Origin of the sequence: Patulibacter medicamentivorans, from assembly GCF_000240225.1 — a bacterium.
Classification (GTDB): domain Bacteria; phylum Actinomycetota; class Thermoleophilia; order Solirubrobacterales; family Solirubrobacteraceae; genus Patulibacter; species Patulibacter medicamentivorans.
The window spans coordinates 12,986-28,231 of the sequence record NZ_AGUD01000042.1; the positions used below are offsets into that span (position 1 = coordinate 12,986).

Here is a 15,246-nt window from a genome sequence, read left to right on the forward strand (position 1 = left end):
GCCGACGCGCCGTGAGCTCCGCCCGCCCGCTGAATCAGGGATGGCGCGGTCGGCTCGACACGCGGCAGCGTGCGTCGAGCGTCGCGGCGTGGCTGGTGGGCGTCGTCGTGTTGTCGGCGGCGCTCGCCGTCCTGATCGACGCGCTCGGCAACGTCCAGCGCCTGACCACGGGGGTGCTGGCGATCACGATCGCGGTCGTGGTGGCGGTTCTCGGGCGCGACGACGTGACCCGGCCGCACGTTCTCCTGCCGATGATCTGGTTCGGAGCCGTCGGGCTGGCGCAGATCGCGGTCATCAACTACCAGACTCCGTGGTCCACCAACATGGTGCTCGTGGCGATCCTCGCGCCCGTCGCGTTCGCCACCGGCTCGTTCCTGGCCGGTGGACAGGTGGCGCGCCCGAAGCGGCCGCCGCCTCTCGGGGTCCTCGATTCCCAGCGACTCCGCGTGCTGAGCCTGGTGCTGCTGGCGATGGGCCTGTTCGGGCTGTGGCTCAAGGTCGGGATCCTCGGGTCGGTGCCGATCCTGTCCGAGTCGATCGACACGCTGAGGAGCGCCGGCGGCATCCGGATTCCGCCGTACGTCACGTATCTCACTGACTGCCTGGCCCTAGCGGCCTGGGCCAGGATGCTGCGGTGGGGGCTGCATCCGGGGCGCCCGCGCGTGGGGGACGTGCTGGTGATCGGCATCGCGCTCGCGGGCGTGGCGGCCAGCGCGAGTCGGAACACACTGCTCATCACGCTCGTCGTGCCGCTGATCTTCGTCTACCTGGCGGGCGCGACTCGAACCATCACCCCCGCGAGGTCGCTCGCGATCGCCACGCTGGCGAGCGTCGTCGTGCTGATCCTGTCCGGCCTGTTCTTCCTGCGCACGGCGCAACACCGGGACAGCAGCTTCGAGTCGTACTTCTACCGGGGCGTCGTGGCGCAGACCGTCGTGCCGCTGCGGCCGCTGCTGCCGGTCCAGGTCGGGCTCGTGGCGCCGTTCGAGACCCTCAACCGGGTCACGAAGAGGACCCACCTGGTCGGCAGCTCCCCGGACGGGCTCTACTCGCTGCCAGGAATCCCGCAGCCCGTGAGCCTCTGGGGGCCGCGCGCCGACTTCTACGGTCTCACCGGCAAGCTGTCGAGCCCCTACTACTTCAACGTGGCGACCTTCGCGGGACCGCTCTACGCCGATGGCGGACTCGAGTTGGTCGTCGCCGCGGCGCTCGTGCTCGGCCTGATGGTCGGCGCTGCCAGAGCCTGGCTGCTCCTCCGGCCGACGGTCGCGCGCCTGGCGGTGATGGCGTACCTCACCTACTTCGTGGGCTTCCTGCTGTACGAGAACTTCGCGGCGTTCTACACGACATCGATGGTGTGGGACGTGCTGGTGATCGCGGGCGGTCTGGCGTGGTGCTCAAAGGCCGCGGGAGCCTCGGCGTCAGAGGAACAGAAAGGGCTGGGAGCAGCGTGATCGAGCGGTGGCTAGAGGCGAATCGACGGCTGTCGGCGCGTATCGCGTCGCGGTGGCCGTACGAGCGCGGAGGTAGCATCGGTGATCGCTACGTGGAGCGAGCGGCCCGCTTGGCCGCTGACGCCTCGCCACGGCGCATCGTCGATGTCGGGGCTGGTCGTGACACTCCCTACGTGCGAGCGGTGGCCGATCGGTCGGACGTCACCATCGTCGGCATCGACGTCCTGCCGGACGATCTCGAGGACAACGATGCCCTCGACGTGCGGATCGAGGCCGACGTCGTGAAGGACGGGTTGCCCGCTCGCGCGGGCAACGCCGGCTTGCTGACCTCGCGGATGGTGGTCGAGCACCTGGAGGACCTGGATCGCTTCGCGGCCGAGGTGTACGACGCGCTTGCCCCGGGCGCGCGCACGTTGCACCTCTTCGCCGCTCGCTACTCGGTGTTCGCGATCCTGAACCGCATCCTCCCGGAGGCCGTGGCCCGACGGGTGCTGTTCTACCTCCGCCCGGCGGCGCAGGACGTGTGCGGTTTCGTGACGCACTACGACCACACCCATGACTCCGGGGCGCGAGCGGCGTTCAGGCGGGCCGGCTTCGAGCGGGTGACGACGGACGTCAGCTACAACGTGTCGCCGTACTTCGCGTTCTTCGTGCCGCTCTTCGTCGTCGCTCGGCTCTGGGAGAGCCTGCTTCGGCGGCTGCGACTCCGGAACCTGGGCGCTTACGTGTTGCTCTACGCCGAGAAGCCGGGCGGTGCGGCAGACGGCGAGGACACCGCCAGCTGACGCCGTCCGATCGGGTCACCGCCGGCGTAGCGTCTCGTACAGGTCGAGGTACTGGTCGACGGCCTGCTCGGCGCCATAGCGGGCTGCGACCTGGGCCGCCAGTGCTCCGCGCGTCGCCGGCGTGCGTTCGGTATCGAGGAGCGAGTCCGCGCTGCGCGCCCAGGCCGCCGGATCACGGCTGCCTTCGAGCCTGGCGTCCGTTGCGGCGAAGCCGTCCAGGGCGTCGCGGAGCCCCGGAACGTCCGCGGCGACCACCGGGGTCCCCGTCGCCAGTGCCTCGACCGCCACGCGTCCGAAGCCCTCGTACCGGGACGGCACGAGCAGCAGGTCAGCGGCCGCCATCTGCTGCTCGACGTTCGACAGGTGACCGAGCAGACGCACGTCGACGTCACTCCCGCGGGCCTCGCGGAGCACCGCGTCGCGCAGCGATCCCGCTCCAGCGACAACGAGGACAGGCGCCGTGCGCATCCGAGCCGCCGTGGCCACCGCGAGGACCGGATCCTTCTGCCGCTCGAGCCTTCCGGCGAAGAGGACGATTGGCCTGGTGGCGTCGGGCACGCCGAGCGCCACCCGCGCCTGCTTCCGCTCCGGTTCCGGCAGCGGCCGGAATCGCTCGTGCACCCAGTTCGGGATCAACGCGGTCTTCGTGACGGGCAGGCCGTCGTGAGTCACGAGGTCGTGGAGGTTCGAGGCGGAGATCGCGACCGAGACGGTGCGCGGGCCAGTGTGCAGCGCGCGCAGCGCGCGACGGAGAAGCAGCCGCCGGAATGCTGAGGCGTCGGCGTCGTCGAACGCCTGCTGGAGCGAGTTGTGCAGGTTCGTGACGCATGCCCGGCGCTGCCCGGACAGCCGCAGCGCCAGGCCGCCGACCAGCACCCCGCGCAGAAGGTGCAGCACCACGACGTCCGCGTCTGCGCGCGCGATGCGACGGGCGATCGCGCTCGCGTCCCGCGGCGCAACCGCCATCGGGATCTGTGCAACGGCGGGGGGCAGCCCGGCCGCCGCGAAGTACGCGGAGGGGGCCACGATCGTCACCTCGTGTCCGCGGTCGGCCGCCGCGGTCGCCAGGTCGGCCACGGCGCGCTCGGCACCGCCGTACTGGACGCGGCCGAATCCACCGGCAGGCGTGACGTGGATGATCCGCATCGAGAAGGCGGCCCGCGCGCCGCGCCGGGCGACGACGTGGATCCGGTCCAGTCAGCTTACGGTGCGCGAAAGCCGTCCAGTTTCGTACGAGAGTCGTATTTGGGACGTCGAGGATGTCCTATCGTGTGTGTCGCGGCAACCGAGACGATGAACCTGCACCCACGATCTCTACTCGCAGGCCCGCTCCGTCGCCTGCGATTTCGCGCAGCGAAGGAGCATCGTCGCGTCAGGCTCTTCGAGCTCGGGTCGGTCGGCAGTGATGTTCGACTGACAGGGTGGGTCGACTTCGGATCCGAGCCGTTCCTCATCCACCTGGGATCGGACATCACGGTCTCGGGAGGCGTGGCGTTCATCACGCATGACGGCGGCGTTCGGGTACTCCGCCGACGCCATCCGAGGCTCCACGTGTACGACGAGATCGTCGTCGGCGATCGTGTGTTCATCGGGATGGGCTCCACGATCCTCCCGGGCGTCACGATCGGCTCGGACGTTGTGATCGGAGCCGGCAGCGTCGTGACTCGCGATGTACCGCCGGGGATGGTCGCGGCGGGCGTGCCCTGCCGGCCGATCAGGCCCCTGGCCGAGTACGAGGAGTCGTCCCTCGCACGCGGGATGGATTGGACGGTCGGTGACTATGGCGAGGCATGGCGGCATGCGGTCATCGCCGCGGTCGAGCGCCGACGCGACGGTGGCGATGGGGCCTCCTGAGCCGGCTGCCTTCTCGCGCAGGCCTGAAGGCGGGAGATCCTCGCCCCGAGGCTCCGTGTCGGTGGTGATCGTCAACTGGAATGGCGCCGACGTCCTCGGGACGTGCATCGAGAGCCTTCTCGGGCAGGAGACCGATCGTCCGCTGAGGATCGTCGTCCTCGACAATGCGTCGACCGACGACTCGCTTCAGGTGCTTGCTCGATTCAGCCCGACCGTCGAGATCATTCGCTCGACCGAGAACCTCGGGTTCGGACGTGGCAACAACGCGGCCTTCCGTCAGGTCTCCAGCGAGTTCGTGATCTTCCTGAACCCGGACACGAAGCTCGTGGCCCCGGATGCCATCGACCGGATGCTGGCGCCGCTCGCCGACCCGCGCATCGGCGCGGTCGGGCCACGCCTCCTCAACGCCGACGGCTCGATCCAGCAGTCGTGCTCGGCGGTTCCAACCCTAGCCGGGACGGCTGCCGCGGTCGTCGGGTTGCCACGGCTGCTGTCCGATGACCTCCGTCGTCGCTGGACGCCGGTCCTGTGGTCCCATGATCGGTCGTCATTCACGGGATGGGTTGGTGGGGCGTGCATCGCCATACGCTCAGTGGACTACCGACGCGTCGGCGGCTTCTCCGAGCGTACGTTCATGTACGGCGAGGACCTTGAGCTGGGATACCGGATCCGCGTGCTTGGGATGCGGGTCTTCTACGAGACGGGCGCCGAGGTCGTCCACTACCAGGACCACTCCTCTCGGCAGCGCTGGTCGGACGCGGAGACGGCGAAGCTGACCGCCGCCGGAGAGCTCGAGTTCCTCAGACAGCGATACGCCCGGCCGAAGGCCGAGCTGGCCCGCTGGGTCCTGTGGCTCGGCTACGCCGTCAGAGCGGTCGCGCTGCGGCGTCTCGGAAGACGGCTTCGGGCCGAGGTCTATGAGGCGATGGCCCAGGCGCTGCGGGAAACACGCTACGACCGGCACAGCGTGGGAGCGCAACGTTCATCGCTCTAGCGGTCCTCCAGCGCATTCGATGAGCACGAGCACGGGTGGTGCGTCGTCGCGGCGAAGTGGGGGCCGTTTCCGCCGGCGACCGACAAGCGGCGACCGTCGTCCGATGCCGGAGGGCGGGTAGGTGCGGTGGTCCGGGCCGACGGTCGCGTTTTCGCTCGGGCGGCTGATCCCGGCGGCGATCACCCTGCTCGCGACCCCGATCGTCGCGCGCCTGCTCGGCCCCGCCGACTACGGCGATCTCGCCGTCGCGCTCGCGGTCTCGGCGGCGGTGACGGCCGCGCTGCTGGGTTGGTGCGAGCCGCTGGTCGTGCGAGAGCTGGCGTCGGCGGCGGACGGTGCCGACCCGGGCGCTCGTGCCCGCCGCTTTCGTCGCGTCGTCGGCGGCAACGTCGCCTCGGTGGCACTTGCGGGAACCGCCGTCTCGCTGTTGCTGGGCGTCGCGATCGGCAGTGAGATCGTGGCTGCCGTCGGCATCGCGAGCGTCGCGATGGGCGTCTCGATGCTGGTCACCGGCATCGCGCGAGCCGAGGGACGACCTGGGCTCTTCCTCACCGTCGCGACCCTGGCCGTCGGCGGCCGGCCCGCTGCGGGTACCGCCGCGGTGGCGCTCGGCTTCGGCGTCGCCGGCTACATGTGGGGGTGGTTGATCCTCACGGTGATCGCGCTGGGTTGGGGACTGCCACGAGCGCACGTGCATCTCCGGGATCTGCGACCGCGCATGCCGCGCATCGCCGAGGTCCGCTACGCGGCACCGCTCAGCGGCGTCGCCCTGGCTGGCCTGCTCCTGCAGGTCGGGGACCGGCTCGGGCTCAGGCTCTTCGTCGACTCGCATGAGCTGGGGCGGTACGCGCTGGGGTACGCGCTCACGGAGATCGGCGTGTCGCTCGCGTTCCAGGTGCTCCACGTGCGTCGCTTCCCGCTCCTGCTGGAGGACTGGCGCACTCGTCGCGAGCACGCGTACCTGGCGCTCCGCCGGAACGTGATGCTGGCCACGGGGATCGCCTTGGCGCTGGTGCCCGCGACGCTGGCCGCGGGATCCGAGGCGATGAGCCTGGTTGGCGGCGACGAGTTCGGCGTCGCGAACGCCGGGTTCATGTCGCTGGTCGCCGCGGGCCTCGCGCTCAACGGCGCGTCGCAGTGGGCAGCGGTCGACCTGCAGTACCAGCGCCGAACGAGCGCGTGGCTGGCGGCGAGCGGGGCGGGGGTCGTTGCGAACTTCGCAGTGATCTTCGCCGCCGGACCCAGCATGGGCATCGCGGCCGGCGGCCTCGCCACGCTCGTCGCGTACTGCGTCACGTTGGTGCTGGTCGTCGCCCTGGCTCGCAACCCGGACGTCTGGCGTGTGACGCTCTCGGGCATGGTGCCACCGGTTCTCGCGTGCGCGATCGCGACCGGTGGCGTGGCGGCAGCCCAGGACGCTGCATCGCCGGTGGCGGTGGCGTTGGCGGGCTGCCTCGCCTACGCCGCCTGCTGGGTCGGGATCGACGCTGCGGTGCGCCGGCTGCGACCGCTGTCCTGATCCCCGCGCAGCCGACGCGACCCGCTGCGACGAAGGTCTCAGCCGGTCCGCTGGTCGCCGCTGCTGCCGAGGGCCCTGACGGCGCGGTTGCGGCGCAACGCGGCGCGGATCCCGGCCGCCGGCGGCAGCGATATCGCGGGAGGCCGATCGACGCGTACCGCGCGCCAAGCGCGAAGCCCGGCGATCCGTCCGCGGAGCGGGGCGGCGGTGCGATAGCGAGCGCCGTAGTACGCGACGTACAGCAGCTCGTAGCCGACGATCGAGGCGAAGCGTCGGCGCAGCTGCGCGGCGGGCAGGTTCTGGGCCAGCAGGCGAACGCGGTTGCGCCCGCTCCAGTAGAGCTTGAAGGCGGAAGCGTGCCGGCTGGTCGCCGAGTGCTCGTGGAGGACCCTGACGGACGGGCAGCACAGAGACTTCCAGCCGCGCACCTGAGCGCGCCAGGCCACGTCGACGTCCTCGTAGTACATGAAGTACTCGCGGTCGAAGCCGCCGATCGCGTCGAGCATCGCCCGCGAGTACATTGCCGCGCCGCCCGAGCATCCCCATACGCCGAAGGGGGTCCGGGGAAGATCCGCGACAGGCTGCCCGAGCAGCGCGTCGCGAGCGACGCCGTTCTCGTCGACGACGATCCCCGCCGAGTTGATCCGCTCGGGGTCGGCCTTGAAGACCATCACCGGGCAGACGGCTCCGATCCGCTCTCCGCGCGCCGCGTCGAGCAGGTCGGTGATCGACCCCTGCGAGAACTCGGCGTCGTTGTTGAGCAGGAGGATCCATTCGGAGCTGGAGGCGTCGATCCCGGCGGCGGCACCGCCCGCGAAGCCGCGGTTCCGGTCCTGCGGCAGCCAGCGCACGGCCGGCGCGGCGCGCAGGTCGGTGTCGACCGCGGGGAGGGCGCCCTCAGCTGCTCCGTTGTCCACGACGACGATCTCGGCCCGGTCCCCGAGGTCACGCAGGAACGTGCGGAGCGAGGCGACGGCGGCGCGGGTGGCGGGCGCCGCGTGGTAGTCGATGACGATGGCCGTCACGATCGCGCCGGTGGGGCTGAGGCAGGGGCGGTCGAGGCTGCGGAGCTCGTGCATCCCCCCGGCGTCGTCACGCGCGGTCACGCGGAGCCTCCGCCGGGGGTGGCCCGGGCCTGGGGGCGGGAGCGCGCCACCGCGCTGCGCGCCGCCGACAGCGCGAACCGGGCCAGGATCCCGGCGTAGACCGCGCCGTCGAGCCACGGCGAGCGACCGGCGTCGAACTTGCGGTAGAAGCGCCCCATGCTGCGGTGGAAGTGCCAGTTGGTTCGCAGCGATCGGCGGCTTCCCGAGACGCCGCCCTTGACGTGGATCGCCGTCACCCGGCCGTCGTAGCGGACCTGCCAGCCGGCCTGGGCGAAGCGCCGGCACCAGTCGAGGTCCTCGGCGTACATCCAGTACCGCTCGTCGAGGAGCCCGACGGCGACCAGCGCTTCCCGTCGGATCAGCATGAAGGCGCCGTTGATCGCGTCGACGGTGCCGGTGCCGCGCTCCTCGACGTGGGGTGCGTGGTACTGCAGCGGGCGGCGCTCGCCACCGGGCCGCAGCTTGGCGGTGAAGTGCTCGATCGCGCCCAGCGGGGTCGGGAACGAGCGCTTCGCCGCGTGGTCGAACGTCCCATCCAGCCGCTCGAGCCGGCAGCCGATGACGCCCGCCTCCGGGTGCCGCTCGAGCTCGGCGATCAGGTGGTCCAGGACGTTCGGGCGCAGCTCGGTGTCCGGGTTCAGGACGAGCACCCACGGCGCGGTCGTCACGCGCAGCGCGGCGTTGTTGGCGACCGAGAACCCGTCGTTGCTGGCCCGGCGGTGCAGGATCACCTCGGGGAACTCCGCGGCGATCGCGTCGGCGGTGCCGTCGCCGCTGGCGTTGTCGACGACGTGGGTCACGACGGCGCCGCCGCTCGGTGGCTGCTCCCTGATCGACCGCAGGCAGGCCCGCAGCAGGTCGAGGCCGCGGTAGGCGACGATCACGATCTCGACCACCGGGGCCGGGCGCGTGGCGGCGCGCGCCCGCTGCGGGCTACTCATCGGCCTCGAAGAACGTCTTCAGCGTCCGCAGCACGATCACGACGTCGAGCGCGAACGTCCAGTTCTCGATGTAGTAGTTGTCCCACTCGGCGCGCTCGGCGATCGAGGTCTGGCCACGGAACCCGTGGACCTGGGCCCAGCCGGTCAGGCCCGACTTGACGCGGTGGCGGGCGTCGTAGGCGGTCAGCGCCTGCGAGTAGCGGGCGACGAACTCTGGGCGCTCCGGGCGTGGCCCGACGATGCTCATGTCGCCGCGGGCGATGTTGAGGAGCTGCGGCAGCTCGTCGAGGTTGGTACGGCGCAGGAACCGCCCGACCGCGGTCCGGCGGTCGACGCCCTCGACGCCGCCGGGGGCGCTGCCAGCTGGCGGGTGCCACGCCGGAGCGCTCGCGTCCGCCTGGCGCATCGAGCGGAACTTGAGGATGTCGAACTCGTGCCCGTCGAGGCCCACGCGACGTTGACGGAAGAGGGCCGGCCCCGGGTCGGAGAGCTTCACCGCGATCGCGATCGCGACCAGCAACGGCGAGAGGACGACGATCGCGATCGTCGCGACGATCCGGTCCAGGACGTACTTGGCGCGGTACAGCCGCGAGCGCGGATCGACCGGGCGCAGCTCCTGGACCGGCAGCGTCCCCAGCCGGTGGTGCTCGGTCCGGGCGTTCAGCACCGGGTGCAGCAGCGGGATGCTGAAGACCGTCAGCCGCGCCGCGTGGGCCTGCTTGACCAGGTCGATCAGCCGGCTGTGCGACATCGCGTTCTCGGCGGGCGTCAGCACGATCGCGTCGACCTGGTGCCGCGCGAGCACCTGTCGCAGGGCGCCGAGGGTTCCGAGGACGGGCAGGCCTCGGCCGGCGACGGGGGTCGTCAGGGGATCCCCGTCGTCGTCGAGGTAGCCGATCGGCAGCAGGCCGATGTCGGGGCGCGCCCGCAGCCGCTGCTCCACGCGCAGCGCCACCTCGTCGCAACCGACGATGACGGCGCGCACCGTGCGGGTGCCCCGCCGATGCGCGTGCCGGTCGTAGTAGGCGCCGCCGATCCGAGCGACCGCGAGCGCCACCGTCGAGACGACGCAGATCGCCACCATCGAGCGTCCCGATCCTGGGCTGACGTCGACCAGGACCCGCAGCGTCGTGGTCGCCATCAGGGCCACCACGGCGCTGAAGACGACGTGGCGCACGAGGACCAGCAGCAGCGAGTCCTCCAGGCGCCGGACGTAGGCTCCGCGGGCTGCCATCGTGGCGACCGCCATGCTGGCGTAGGCGATCGTCCACGGATCGACCGGGTGATCGCGGACCACCGCGACGAGCGCGACGGCGGTCGTCACCACCAGCACGTCGACCAGCAGTCGGGTGCGCGGCGGGTGCCATGCCGCGGGCGTCGGCGCTGACTGCCCGGGCACCGACCTGAAGGTGCGGCGGCGCGAGGAGTCGTCGAGACGCAGGGCGGGGTGCTGACTCAACGACATTGCGCCCCACTACTCGACCGACCGCCGCGGGACGTGGCGCAGTACCCCGGACCTGGCTGGTGGCCGGGTTGTGCGCTGAAGAGCCGGGGGATCCGGCTCACCCATGCCGAACCTGGTGAAGGTCCACGACGGGAGTCTCGCAGGAATGAGCGCGTGTTCCAACCCCCCGTACGTGCGAGGGGTCTGTCCGGTTGGGATGGCCTGGCAGCTCTGCGGTGGACGACGTCGGACGACCCACGCATGTTCTCGCCTCTCGGGGATCGGGGGATCGAGGACCGCTGCTCCGGGTGGGGGCAGTGGTTCGGCTTCGGGGGGTGGGACGGCTCGTGCGAGTCGCCGATGAGCGGTACGTTAGGGCGGGCAGGCGAGGTCGCCCATAGTGAACCTGGAAGAGATCTATGAGCTTCACCTTGGACGCGTGTACGGGTTCTTCGCCTATCGGGTCGCGAGTCGCCACGACGCCGAGGACCTGACATCAGCGACATTCGAGCGCGCCGTCAAGCACGCTGGACGGTTCGACCCCCGTCGAGCAAGCCCAGCGACGTGGCTGCTGGCGATCGCCCAGAACGTCCTGACCGATCACTACCGCCGCGGCGCCCGCCGACCGGAGTCCCTGACCGAGGTCGACGCGCTGGACGCGCGGGTCGCCGGCGCCCCGGACCGGCCCGAGCTCGGCGTCTCGCCCGAGCTGGAGCAGGCGCTCGGCGGGCTCGGGGACCGCGAGCGCGAGGTCGTGGCGCTGCGCTTCGGCGGCGACCTGCGCGGCAAGGAGATCGCCCAGCTGACCGGGCTCAGCGAGGCCAACGTCCACCAGATCCTGTCGCGCAGCCTGCGGCAGCTGCGGCAAGCGATGCCCGAGCGCCGGCCCTGAGCCAGCGGGCGCGATCGCGGACGCCGACCCGCTCAGCCCAGCAGGGCGATCGCGAGCGACAGCAGCAGGGCGAGCCCGCCGCTGGACAGCAGGACGCCGGCCCGGCGCCGCAGGACCCGATCGTGGATCGCGCGCTGCACCACCGCCCGGCCGCGGCGCTCCAGCGCCGCCGTCGGCACGGGCCGCTCGGCCACCAGCCAGCGGGCGACGTCCTGCTCTGCGGGGCCGAGGCCGGGATCGTCGAAGGAATCGATGCGGTTCATGGTCGCAGCAGCGGGGAGCGGGGGTTCAGGGCACGGGCGCGTCGATAGGCGGCGACGGCGGCGCGGGGCCGGCCGCGCGCGACCTCGATCCGCGCCAGGACGATCCACGGACGCCAGTTTCGCGGCTCGATCCGGGTCGCGTCGGCCGCGGCGCGGGCCGCGGCGGACAGGTCGCCGGAGCGCTCGGCGACCAGCGCCCGCTGCAGCGCCGCATCGAGCGAGAACGGCGCGGCGTTGCGGGTGTCGCGGGCGATCGACGCGGCCCGGTCGAGGGCCCCGGCGCCGACGGCGGCACGGCTGCGCTCGACGCCGTCGGGGGCGATCAGCGCGACCGCGAGGACGACGATCGACCCGACCGCCGCGGCACCGAGGGCCAGCGGGCCGGCGAACGCCAGCCGCCGCCGGCGCTCCGGGGCCGTCGCGGGATCGAGGGGTGTCGTGGCGGCCTGCGACACGACCGGCACGTCGCGCCCGCGACCGACCAGCGCGGCGGCCAGCAACGCGGCGGCGACCGGCAGCGCGCTCAGCTGCCACGCCCAGTCGACGCTGATCGCGACGACGAACGCGACCAGCGTCGGCGCCGCGACCAGCGCGTAGGGCGCGGGCCGGCCACGGGACCGCCGGAGCAGCGCGATCGCGGCCGCCAGCGGCGCGAGCACGATCGTCACCAGCAGCAGCAGGCCCGGCAGCCCGGTCTCGGCGGCGATCTCGAGCGGCTCGGAGTGCGCGTTGCGGACGGCCGGCGAGCGGTCGCGGCGCGGGGACCACCAGGACTCCCACGATCCGAGGCCGATCCCGCCGAGCGGGTGGGCGCGGATCGCGCGGATCGCGCCGCTCCACTCCTCGTAGCGGCCGCTGCTGGCGGCGGACGCCAGCCGGCCCAGCGAGGCCTCGCCGGCGACTGTCTGCGTCTTGACCGCCGGATCGCGGAAGTCGTTCCAGGCGTCGCTCGCGCGCCCCGGCAGCCCGGCGGCGAGCGCGATCGCCAGCGCGGCGACCGCGGCCATCAGCCAGCCGGCCACCTGCGCGCGCGGGCTCGGTCGCGGCAGCCGCGGCGTCCAACGGGCGCGGTCGGCGGTCTGCCAACCGGCCTGGACCAGGGCCACGCCGACGACGATCAGCACCAGCAGCGGCAGCAGCTTGGTACCGGCGTCGGTCTGGGCCTGCCCGCCGACGGCCTGGCGGATCGGGTCGCTGCCGAGCACCGCCACCAGCGCGGCGGCGCTGCCGATCGCCGGCGCGATCGCGGTCCGCAGCAGGACCAGGCGCGGGGCGACGATCGCGATCGCCGCGATCAGGCCGAGGGCGGCGGCGGCGATCCCGCCGCGCGACAGGGTCAGGACCAGGCCGACGACGACGATCGGGATCGCGGCGGCCGCCAGCGCCGAGGTCACCGCGGTGCGAGCGCGGGCCGCGACCGTCAGGCACAGCGGCACGGTCAGCGCGGCCGCCGCGCCCATGCCGTTCCAGTAGTTCAGCGGCCACGACAGCCGCCGGCGCTCGCCCAGCCAGACGGCGATGTCCGACGAGCCGGGGAAGAGGTCGGGCTGCAGTCGCGACAGGACGCCGGCGGCGCAGATCGCGACCAGCCCGGTCAGCACCCCGCCGATCAGCAACCGCGCCTGACCGGCGCCGACGGCCACCATCCCCAGCAGCAGCGACCCGGCGAGCACCAGCAGCCGGACGACCTCGGTCAGGCCGCGCTCGCTGCCGCCGCTCCAGCCGAGCGTGATCGCGCCCCAGACGGCCAGGGCCGCCGCGCCGGCGAGCATCGTCCAGCCGGCGGTCGTCGGCCGCGGTCGCGGCAGCGCTCCGGACAGCAGGCCGACCGCGAGCAGCCACCAGAGCACGATGCCGAGCCCGGCCACCGTCGCCACCGCGTAGCCGCCGCCGTCGAACCCGAGCAGCGCGACCGGTCCGAGCCCCGCCAGGAACGCGCCGAGCGGGACGGCGACCCCCGGCGCGATCGCCTGGGCTGGACTGCGGACGGAAGTGGCCGTGGACATCCGGAGACTCGATACGCCGGGCCGCGCCAGAACCTGACAGCGGGCCGTTGTCAGGAAGCATCCCCGCCCGGCGTATGGATCGTCGTGCTCCGTCTCGTGGTCACCGTCGCCGCCCTCGCGCTGGCCGTCGCGTCGCCGGCGGCCGCCCGCGACCAGCCACCCCAGGGCGAGGCGCCGCCCGGCAGCGCGGCGGTCGACCAGTACCGCGAGAGCGTGCCGCAGGCGCCGTCGACGAAGCGCGCCCCGGTCTCCAAGAGCCAGCGGCGCGCGCTCGACCAGGCGGCGGGCGGCGACGGGCGGGCGCTGGCCGACGCGCTGGATCGCACCGGCGGCGTCGCCGGCGGCGGGGGCTCCTCGGCGAAGGGCGGGTCCTCCGGCGGCGGATCGACGGGCGCGGGGTCGACCGGCTCCGGATCGGGCTCCGGGGCGGGGGAGATGACGGCCGCGCGGCCCGACCGGCGCCTCGACGCCCCGGACTCGCGGGCGCAGACGACGGCCGCGTCGGCGCTCGGGACGCAGCTCGGACCGCTGCCGATCTGGCTGCTGCTGGTCGTGATCACCGTCGCGGCGGTCGGCGGCGCCGTCGTGCGCCGGCGCGGCGCGTGATGGCGATGCCGGAAGTCGCGCGGGGCCGGCGGGCGGCCGCCCTGGCGGTCGCCCTCGCGATCGCCGTCCTGCTGGGCGCGATGCTCGCCGCGCCGCGCGCGGGCGCGGCCCCGTCGAGCCTGCGGCTGGGGTTCACCGACGGCGCGATCGCCGGGTTGCCCGACCGCGACGCGTGGTTCGCGCGCGCCCGCGCCGAGGGCGCCGGGCCGCTGCGGATCGGCGTCACCTGGAGCGCCGTCTCGCCGGTCGCGCCGCCGACCGATCGCGCCGCCGACCCGAGCTGGCCGGGCTACCGCTGGAGCGCGGTCGACGACCAGATCCGCGCGATCGCGGCCGGCGGCCTGACGCCGATCGTGAACGTGACCGGCGCCCCCACGTGGGCGCAGGAGCCGGGTCGTCCGGCCGCCGTCGCCGCCCAGGCGTGGAAGCCCGACGCCGCCGCCTACGGGCGCTTCATGCAGGCGCTGGCGACCCGCTACTCGGGCAGCCATCCCGACCCGCTGGCGCCCGGGCGAGCGCTGCCGCGGGTCGCCGAGTTCCAGCTCTGGAACGAGCCGAACCTGGACCTCTACCTGGCACCCCAGTGGCAGGACGGGAAGCCGTTCGCGCCGGGTCGGTTCCGGGCGCTGGTCAACGCCGGCTCGGCGGGGATCAGGGCCGCCCAGCCGACGGCCCGGGTGATCGCCGGCGGGCTCGCGCCGTACGGCGACTTCGAGGTCGGCGGCCACCGGATCGCGCCGGTGCGGTTCCTGCGGTCGATGCTCTGCCTGTCGGCGCGGCTGCGGCGCAGCTGCCGGTCGACGACCACCGTCGACGCGATCGCGCACCACCCCTACGCGATCGGCTCGCCGTCGCGCCGGGCCGGCAACGCGGACGACGCGACGATCCCCGACCTCGGCAAGCTGACGCGGGTCCTGCGCGCGGCGCGGCGTGCCGGGACGGTCGGGCCGCGGACGCCGGCGCTGTGGGTCACCGAGGTCTCCTACGACTCCGCGCCGCCCGATCCCCAGGGGGTCCCGACCGCGCGGTTGACGCGCTGGACGGCCGAGCTGCTGTGGCGGCTGTGGGCGCAGGGCGCCAGCACCGTGCTCTGGTACCAGGTGCGCGACCAGGAGCCGCGCCCGAGCTTCTCCAGCACCTACCAGTCGGGCCTGTACCTGCGCGACGGGCGCCGCAAGCCGTCGGCGCAGGCGTTCCGCTTCCCGCTGGTCGTGACCGGGCGCAGCTCCGGGCGGCTGACGGTCTGGGTCCGCCCGCCGGGCGACGGGCCGCTGCGGATCGAGGTCCGCCGGGCCGGGCGCTGGCGGACGGCGACGACGCTCGCCGGCCGCGCGGGCCGGCCGCGGACGGTCCGGGTGCGGCGATCCGGGGTCCGCGCGGTT

At 73.2% G+C, this 15,246-nt stretch carries 13 protein-coding genes and 1 pseudogene; 8 read left to right on the forward strand and 6 right to left on the reverse strand.

From position 1 onward, the window contains the following. The first annotated feature begins 11 nt into the window (after positions 1-11). Both PAI11_RS04810 and PAI11_RS26110 read left to right on the forward strand, forming a co-directional pair. Positions 12-1,454, forward strand: a complete 1,443-nt coding sequence (locus PAI11_RS04810) for an O-antigen polymerase (protein WP_040598424.1) — start codon at positions 12-14, stop codon at positions 1,452-1,454. Then, on the forward strand, positions 1,451-2,239 hold the full coding sequence (locus tag PAI11_RS26110) for a class I SAM-dependent methyltransferase (RefSeq protein ID WP_170320684.1): 789 nt from the start codon (positions 1,451-1,453) through the stop codon (positions 2,237-2,239). Before PAI11_RS04810 ends, PAI11_RS26110 begins: the two co-directional genes overlap by 4 nt. A gap of 15 nt (positions 2,240-2,254) precedes the next feature. On the opposite strand, the gene PAI11_RS23905 is transcribed toward PAI11_RS26110, so the two are convergent. Then, entirely contained in the window at positions 2,255-3,385 is a 1,131-nt protein-coding gene (locus tag PAI11_RS23905) for a glycosyltransferase family 4 protein (RefSeq protein WP_007571424.1), read from the reverse strand. 405 nt (positions 3,386-3,790) lie between these two features. Between PAI11_RS23905 and PAI11_RS28265 the strand changes: the two genes are divergently transcribed. The 3 genes from PAI11_RS28265 (at position 3,791) to PAI11_RS04835 (ending at position 6,606) form a co-directional block, all read left to right on the forward strand. Beyond that, entirely contained in the window at positions 3,791-4,093 is a 303-nt protein-coding gene (locus PAI11_RS28265) for a DapH/DapD/GlmU-related protein (RefSeq protein ID WP_007571425.1), read from the forward strand. 55 nt (positions 4,094-4,148) lie between these two features. Further along, entirely contained in the window at positions 4,149-5,087 is a 939-nt protein-coding gene (locus PAI11_RS04830) for a glycosyltransferase family 2 protein (RefSeq protein ID WP_170320685.1), read from the forward strand. A 268-nt stretch (positions 5,088-5,355) separates the two neighbouring features. Further along, the gene (locus PAI11_RS04835; protein WP_138974109.1) at positions 5,356-6,606 is read left to right on the forward strand and encodes a lipopolysaccharide biosynthesis protein; all 1,251 of its coding nucleotides are present in this window, start codon (positions 5,356-5,358) and stop codon (positions 6,604-6,606) included. Positions 6,607-6,644: 38 nt separating this feature from the next. On the opposite strand, the gene PAI11_RS04840 is transcribed toward PAI11_RS04835, so the two are convergent. The 3 genes from PAI11_RS04840 to PAI11_RS04850 are packed head-to-tail and all read right to left on the reverse strand — an operon-like array spanning position 6,645 to position 10,052. Further along, positions 6,645-7,712 carry a glycosyltransferase gene (locus PAI11_RS04840; protein WP_050897108.1) on the reverse strand — a complete coding sequence of 356 codons (1,068 nt, stop codon included), beginning with the start codon at positions 7,710-7,712 and terminating at the stop codon, positions 6,645-6,647. After that, positions 7,709-8,653 carry a glycosyltransferase family 2 protein gene (locus PAI11_RS04845; protein ID WP_081488265.1) on the reverse strand — a complete coding sequence of 315 codons (945 nt, stop codon included), beginning with the start codon at positions 8,651-8,653 and terminating at the stop codon, positions 7,709-7,711. The genes PAI11_RS04840 and PAI11_RS04845 overlap by 4 nt, the downstream gene beginning before the upstream one ends. Next, on the reverse strand, positions 8,646-10,052 hold the full coding sequence (locus tag PAI11_RS04850) for a sugar transferase (protein WP_050897109.1): 1,407 nt from the start codon (positions 10,050-10,052) through the stop codon (positions 8,646-8,648). Before PAI11_RS04850 ends, PAI11_RS04845 begins: the two co-directional genes overlap by 8 nt. A gap of 445 nt (positions 10,053-10,497) precedes the next feature. Between PAI11_RS04850 and PAI11_RS04855 the strand changes: the two genes are divergently transcribed. Next, positions 10,498-10,989 carry an RNA polymerase sigma factor gene (locus PAI11_RS04855; RefSeq protein WP_280109757.1) on the forward strand — a complete coding sequence of 164 codons (492 nt, stop codon included), beginning with the start codon at positions 10,498-10,500 and terminating at the stop codon, positions 10,987-10,989. 32 nt (positions 10,990-11,021) lie between these two features. On the opposite strand, the gene PAI11_RS04860 is transcribed toward PAI11_RS04855, so the two are convergent. Further along, on the reverse strand, positions 11,022-11,252 hold the full coding sequence (locus PAI11_RS04860; RefSeq protein ID WP_007571440.1) for a hypothetical protein: 231 nt from the start codon (positions 11,250-11,252) through the stop codon (positions 11,022-11,024). Beyond that, a complete protein-coding gene (locus tag PAI11_RS04865; protein ID WP_040598428.1) occupies positions 11,249-13,258 on the reverse strand; it encodes an O-antigen ligase family protein in 2,010 nt (669 codons plus the stop codon). The genes PAI11_RS04860 and PAI11_RS04865 overlap by 4 nt, the downstream gene beginning before the upstream one ends. Before the next feature lie 84 nt (positions 13,259-13,342). Here PAI11_RS04865 and PAI11_RS04870 point away from each other — a divergent pair, with 84 nt between their 5' ends. Together PAI11_RS04870 and PAI11_RS04875 are read left to right on the forward strand one after the other, a co-directional pair. Further along, a complete protein-coding gene (locus PAI11_RS04870) occupies positions 13,343-13,864 on the forward strand; it encodes a hypothetical protein (RefSeq protein WP_138974110.1) in 522 nt (173 codons plus the stop codon). 5 nt (positions 13,865-13,869) lie between these two features. Continuing rightward, positions 13,870-15,246: pseudogene (locus tag PAI11_RS04875) on the forward strand (hypothetical protein); the annotation flags it as partial.

Bases quoted from the DNA above. Each gene is read 5' to 3' on its own strand.
- PAI11_RS23905 (WP_007571424.1), bottom strand. From the start codon at position 3,385: ATGCGGATCATCCACGTCACGCCTGCCGGTGGATTCGGCCGCGTCCAG.
- PAI11_RS04845 (WP_081488265.1), bottom strand. From the start codon at position 8,653: ATGAGTAGCCCGCAGCGGGCGCGCGCCGCCACGCGCCCGGCCCCGGTG.
- PAI11_RS04860 (WP_007571440.1), bottom strand. From the start codon at position 11,252: ATGAACCGCATCGATTCCTTCGACGATCCCGGCCTCGGCCCCGCAGAG.
- PAI11_RS04865 (WP_040598428.1), bottom strand. From the start codon at position 13,258: ATGTCCACGGCCACTTCCGTCCGCAGTCCAGCCCAGGCGATCGCGCCG.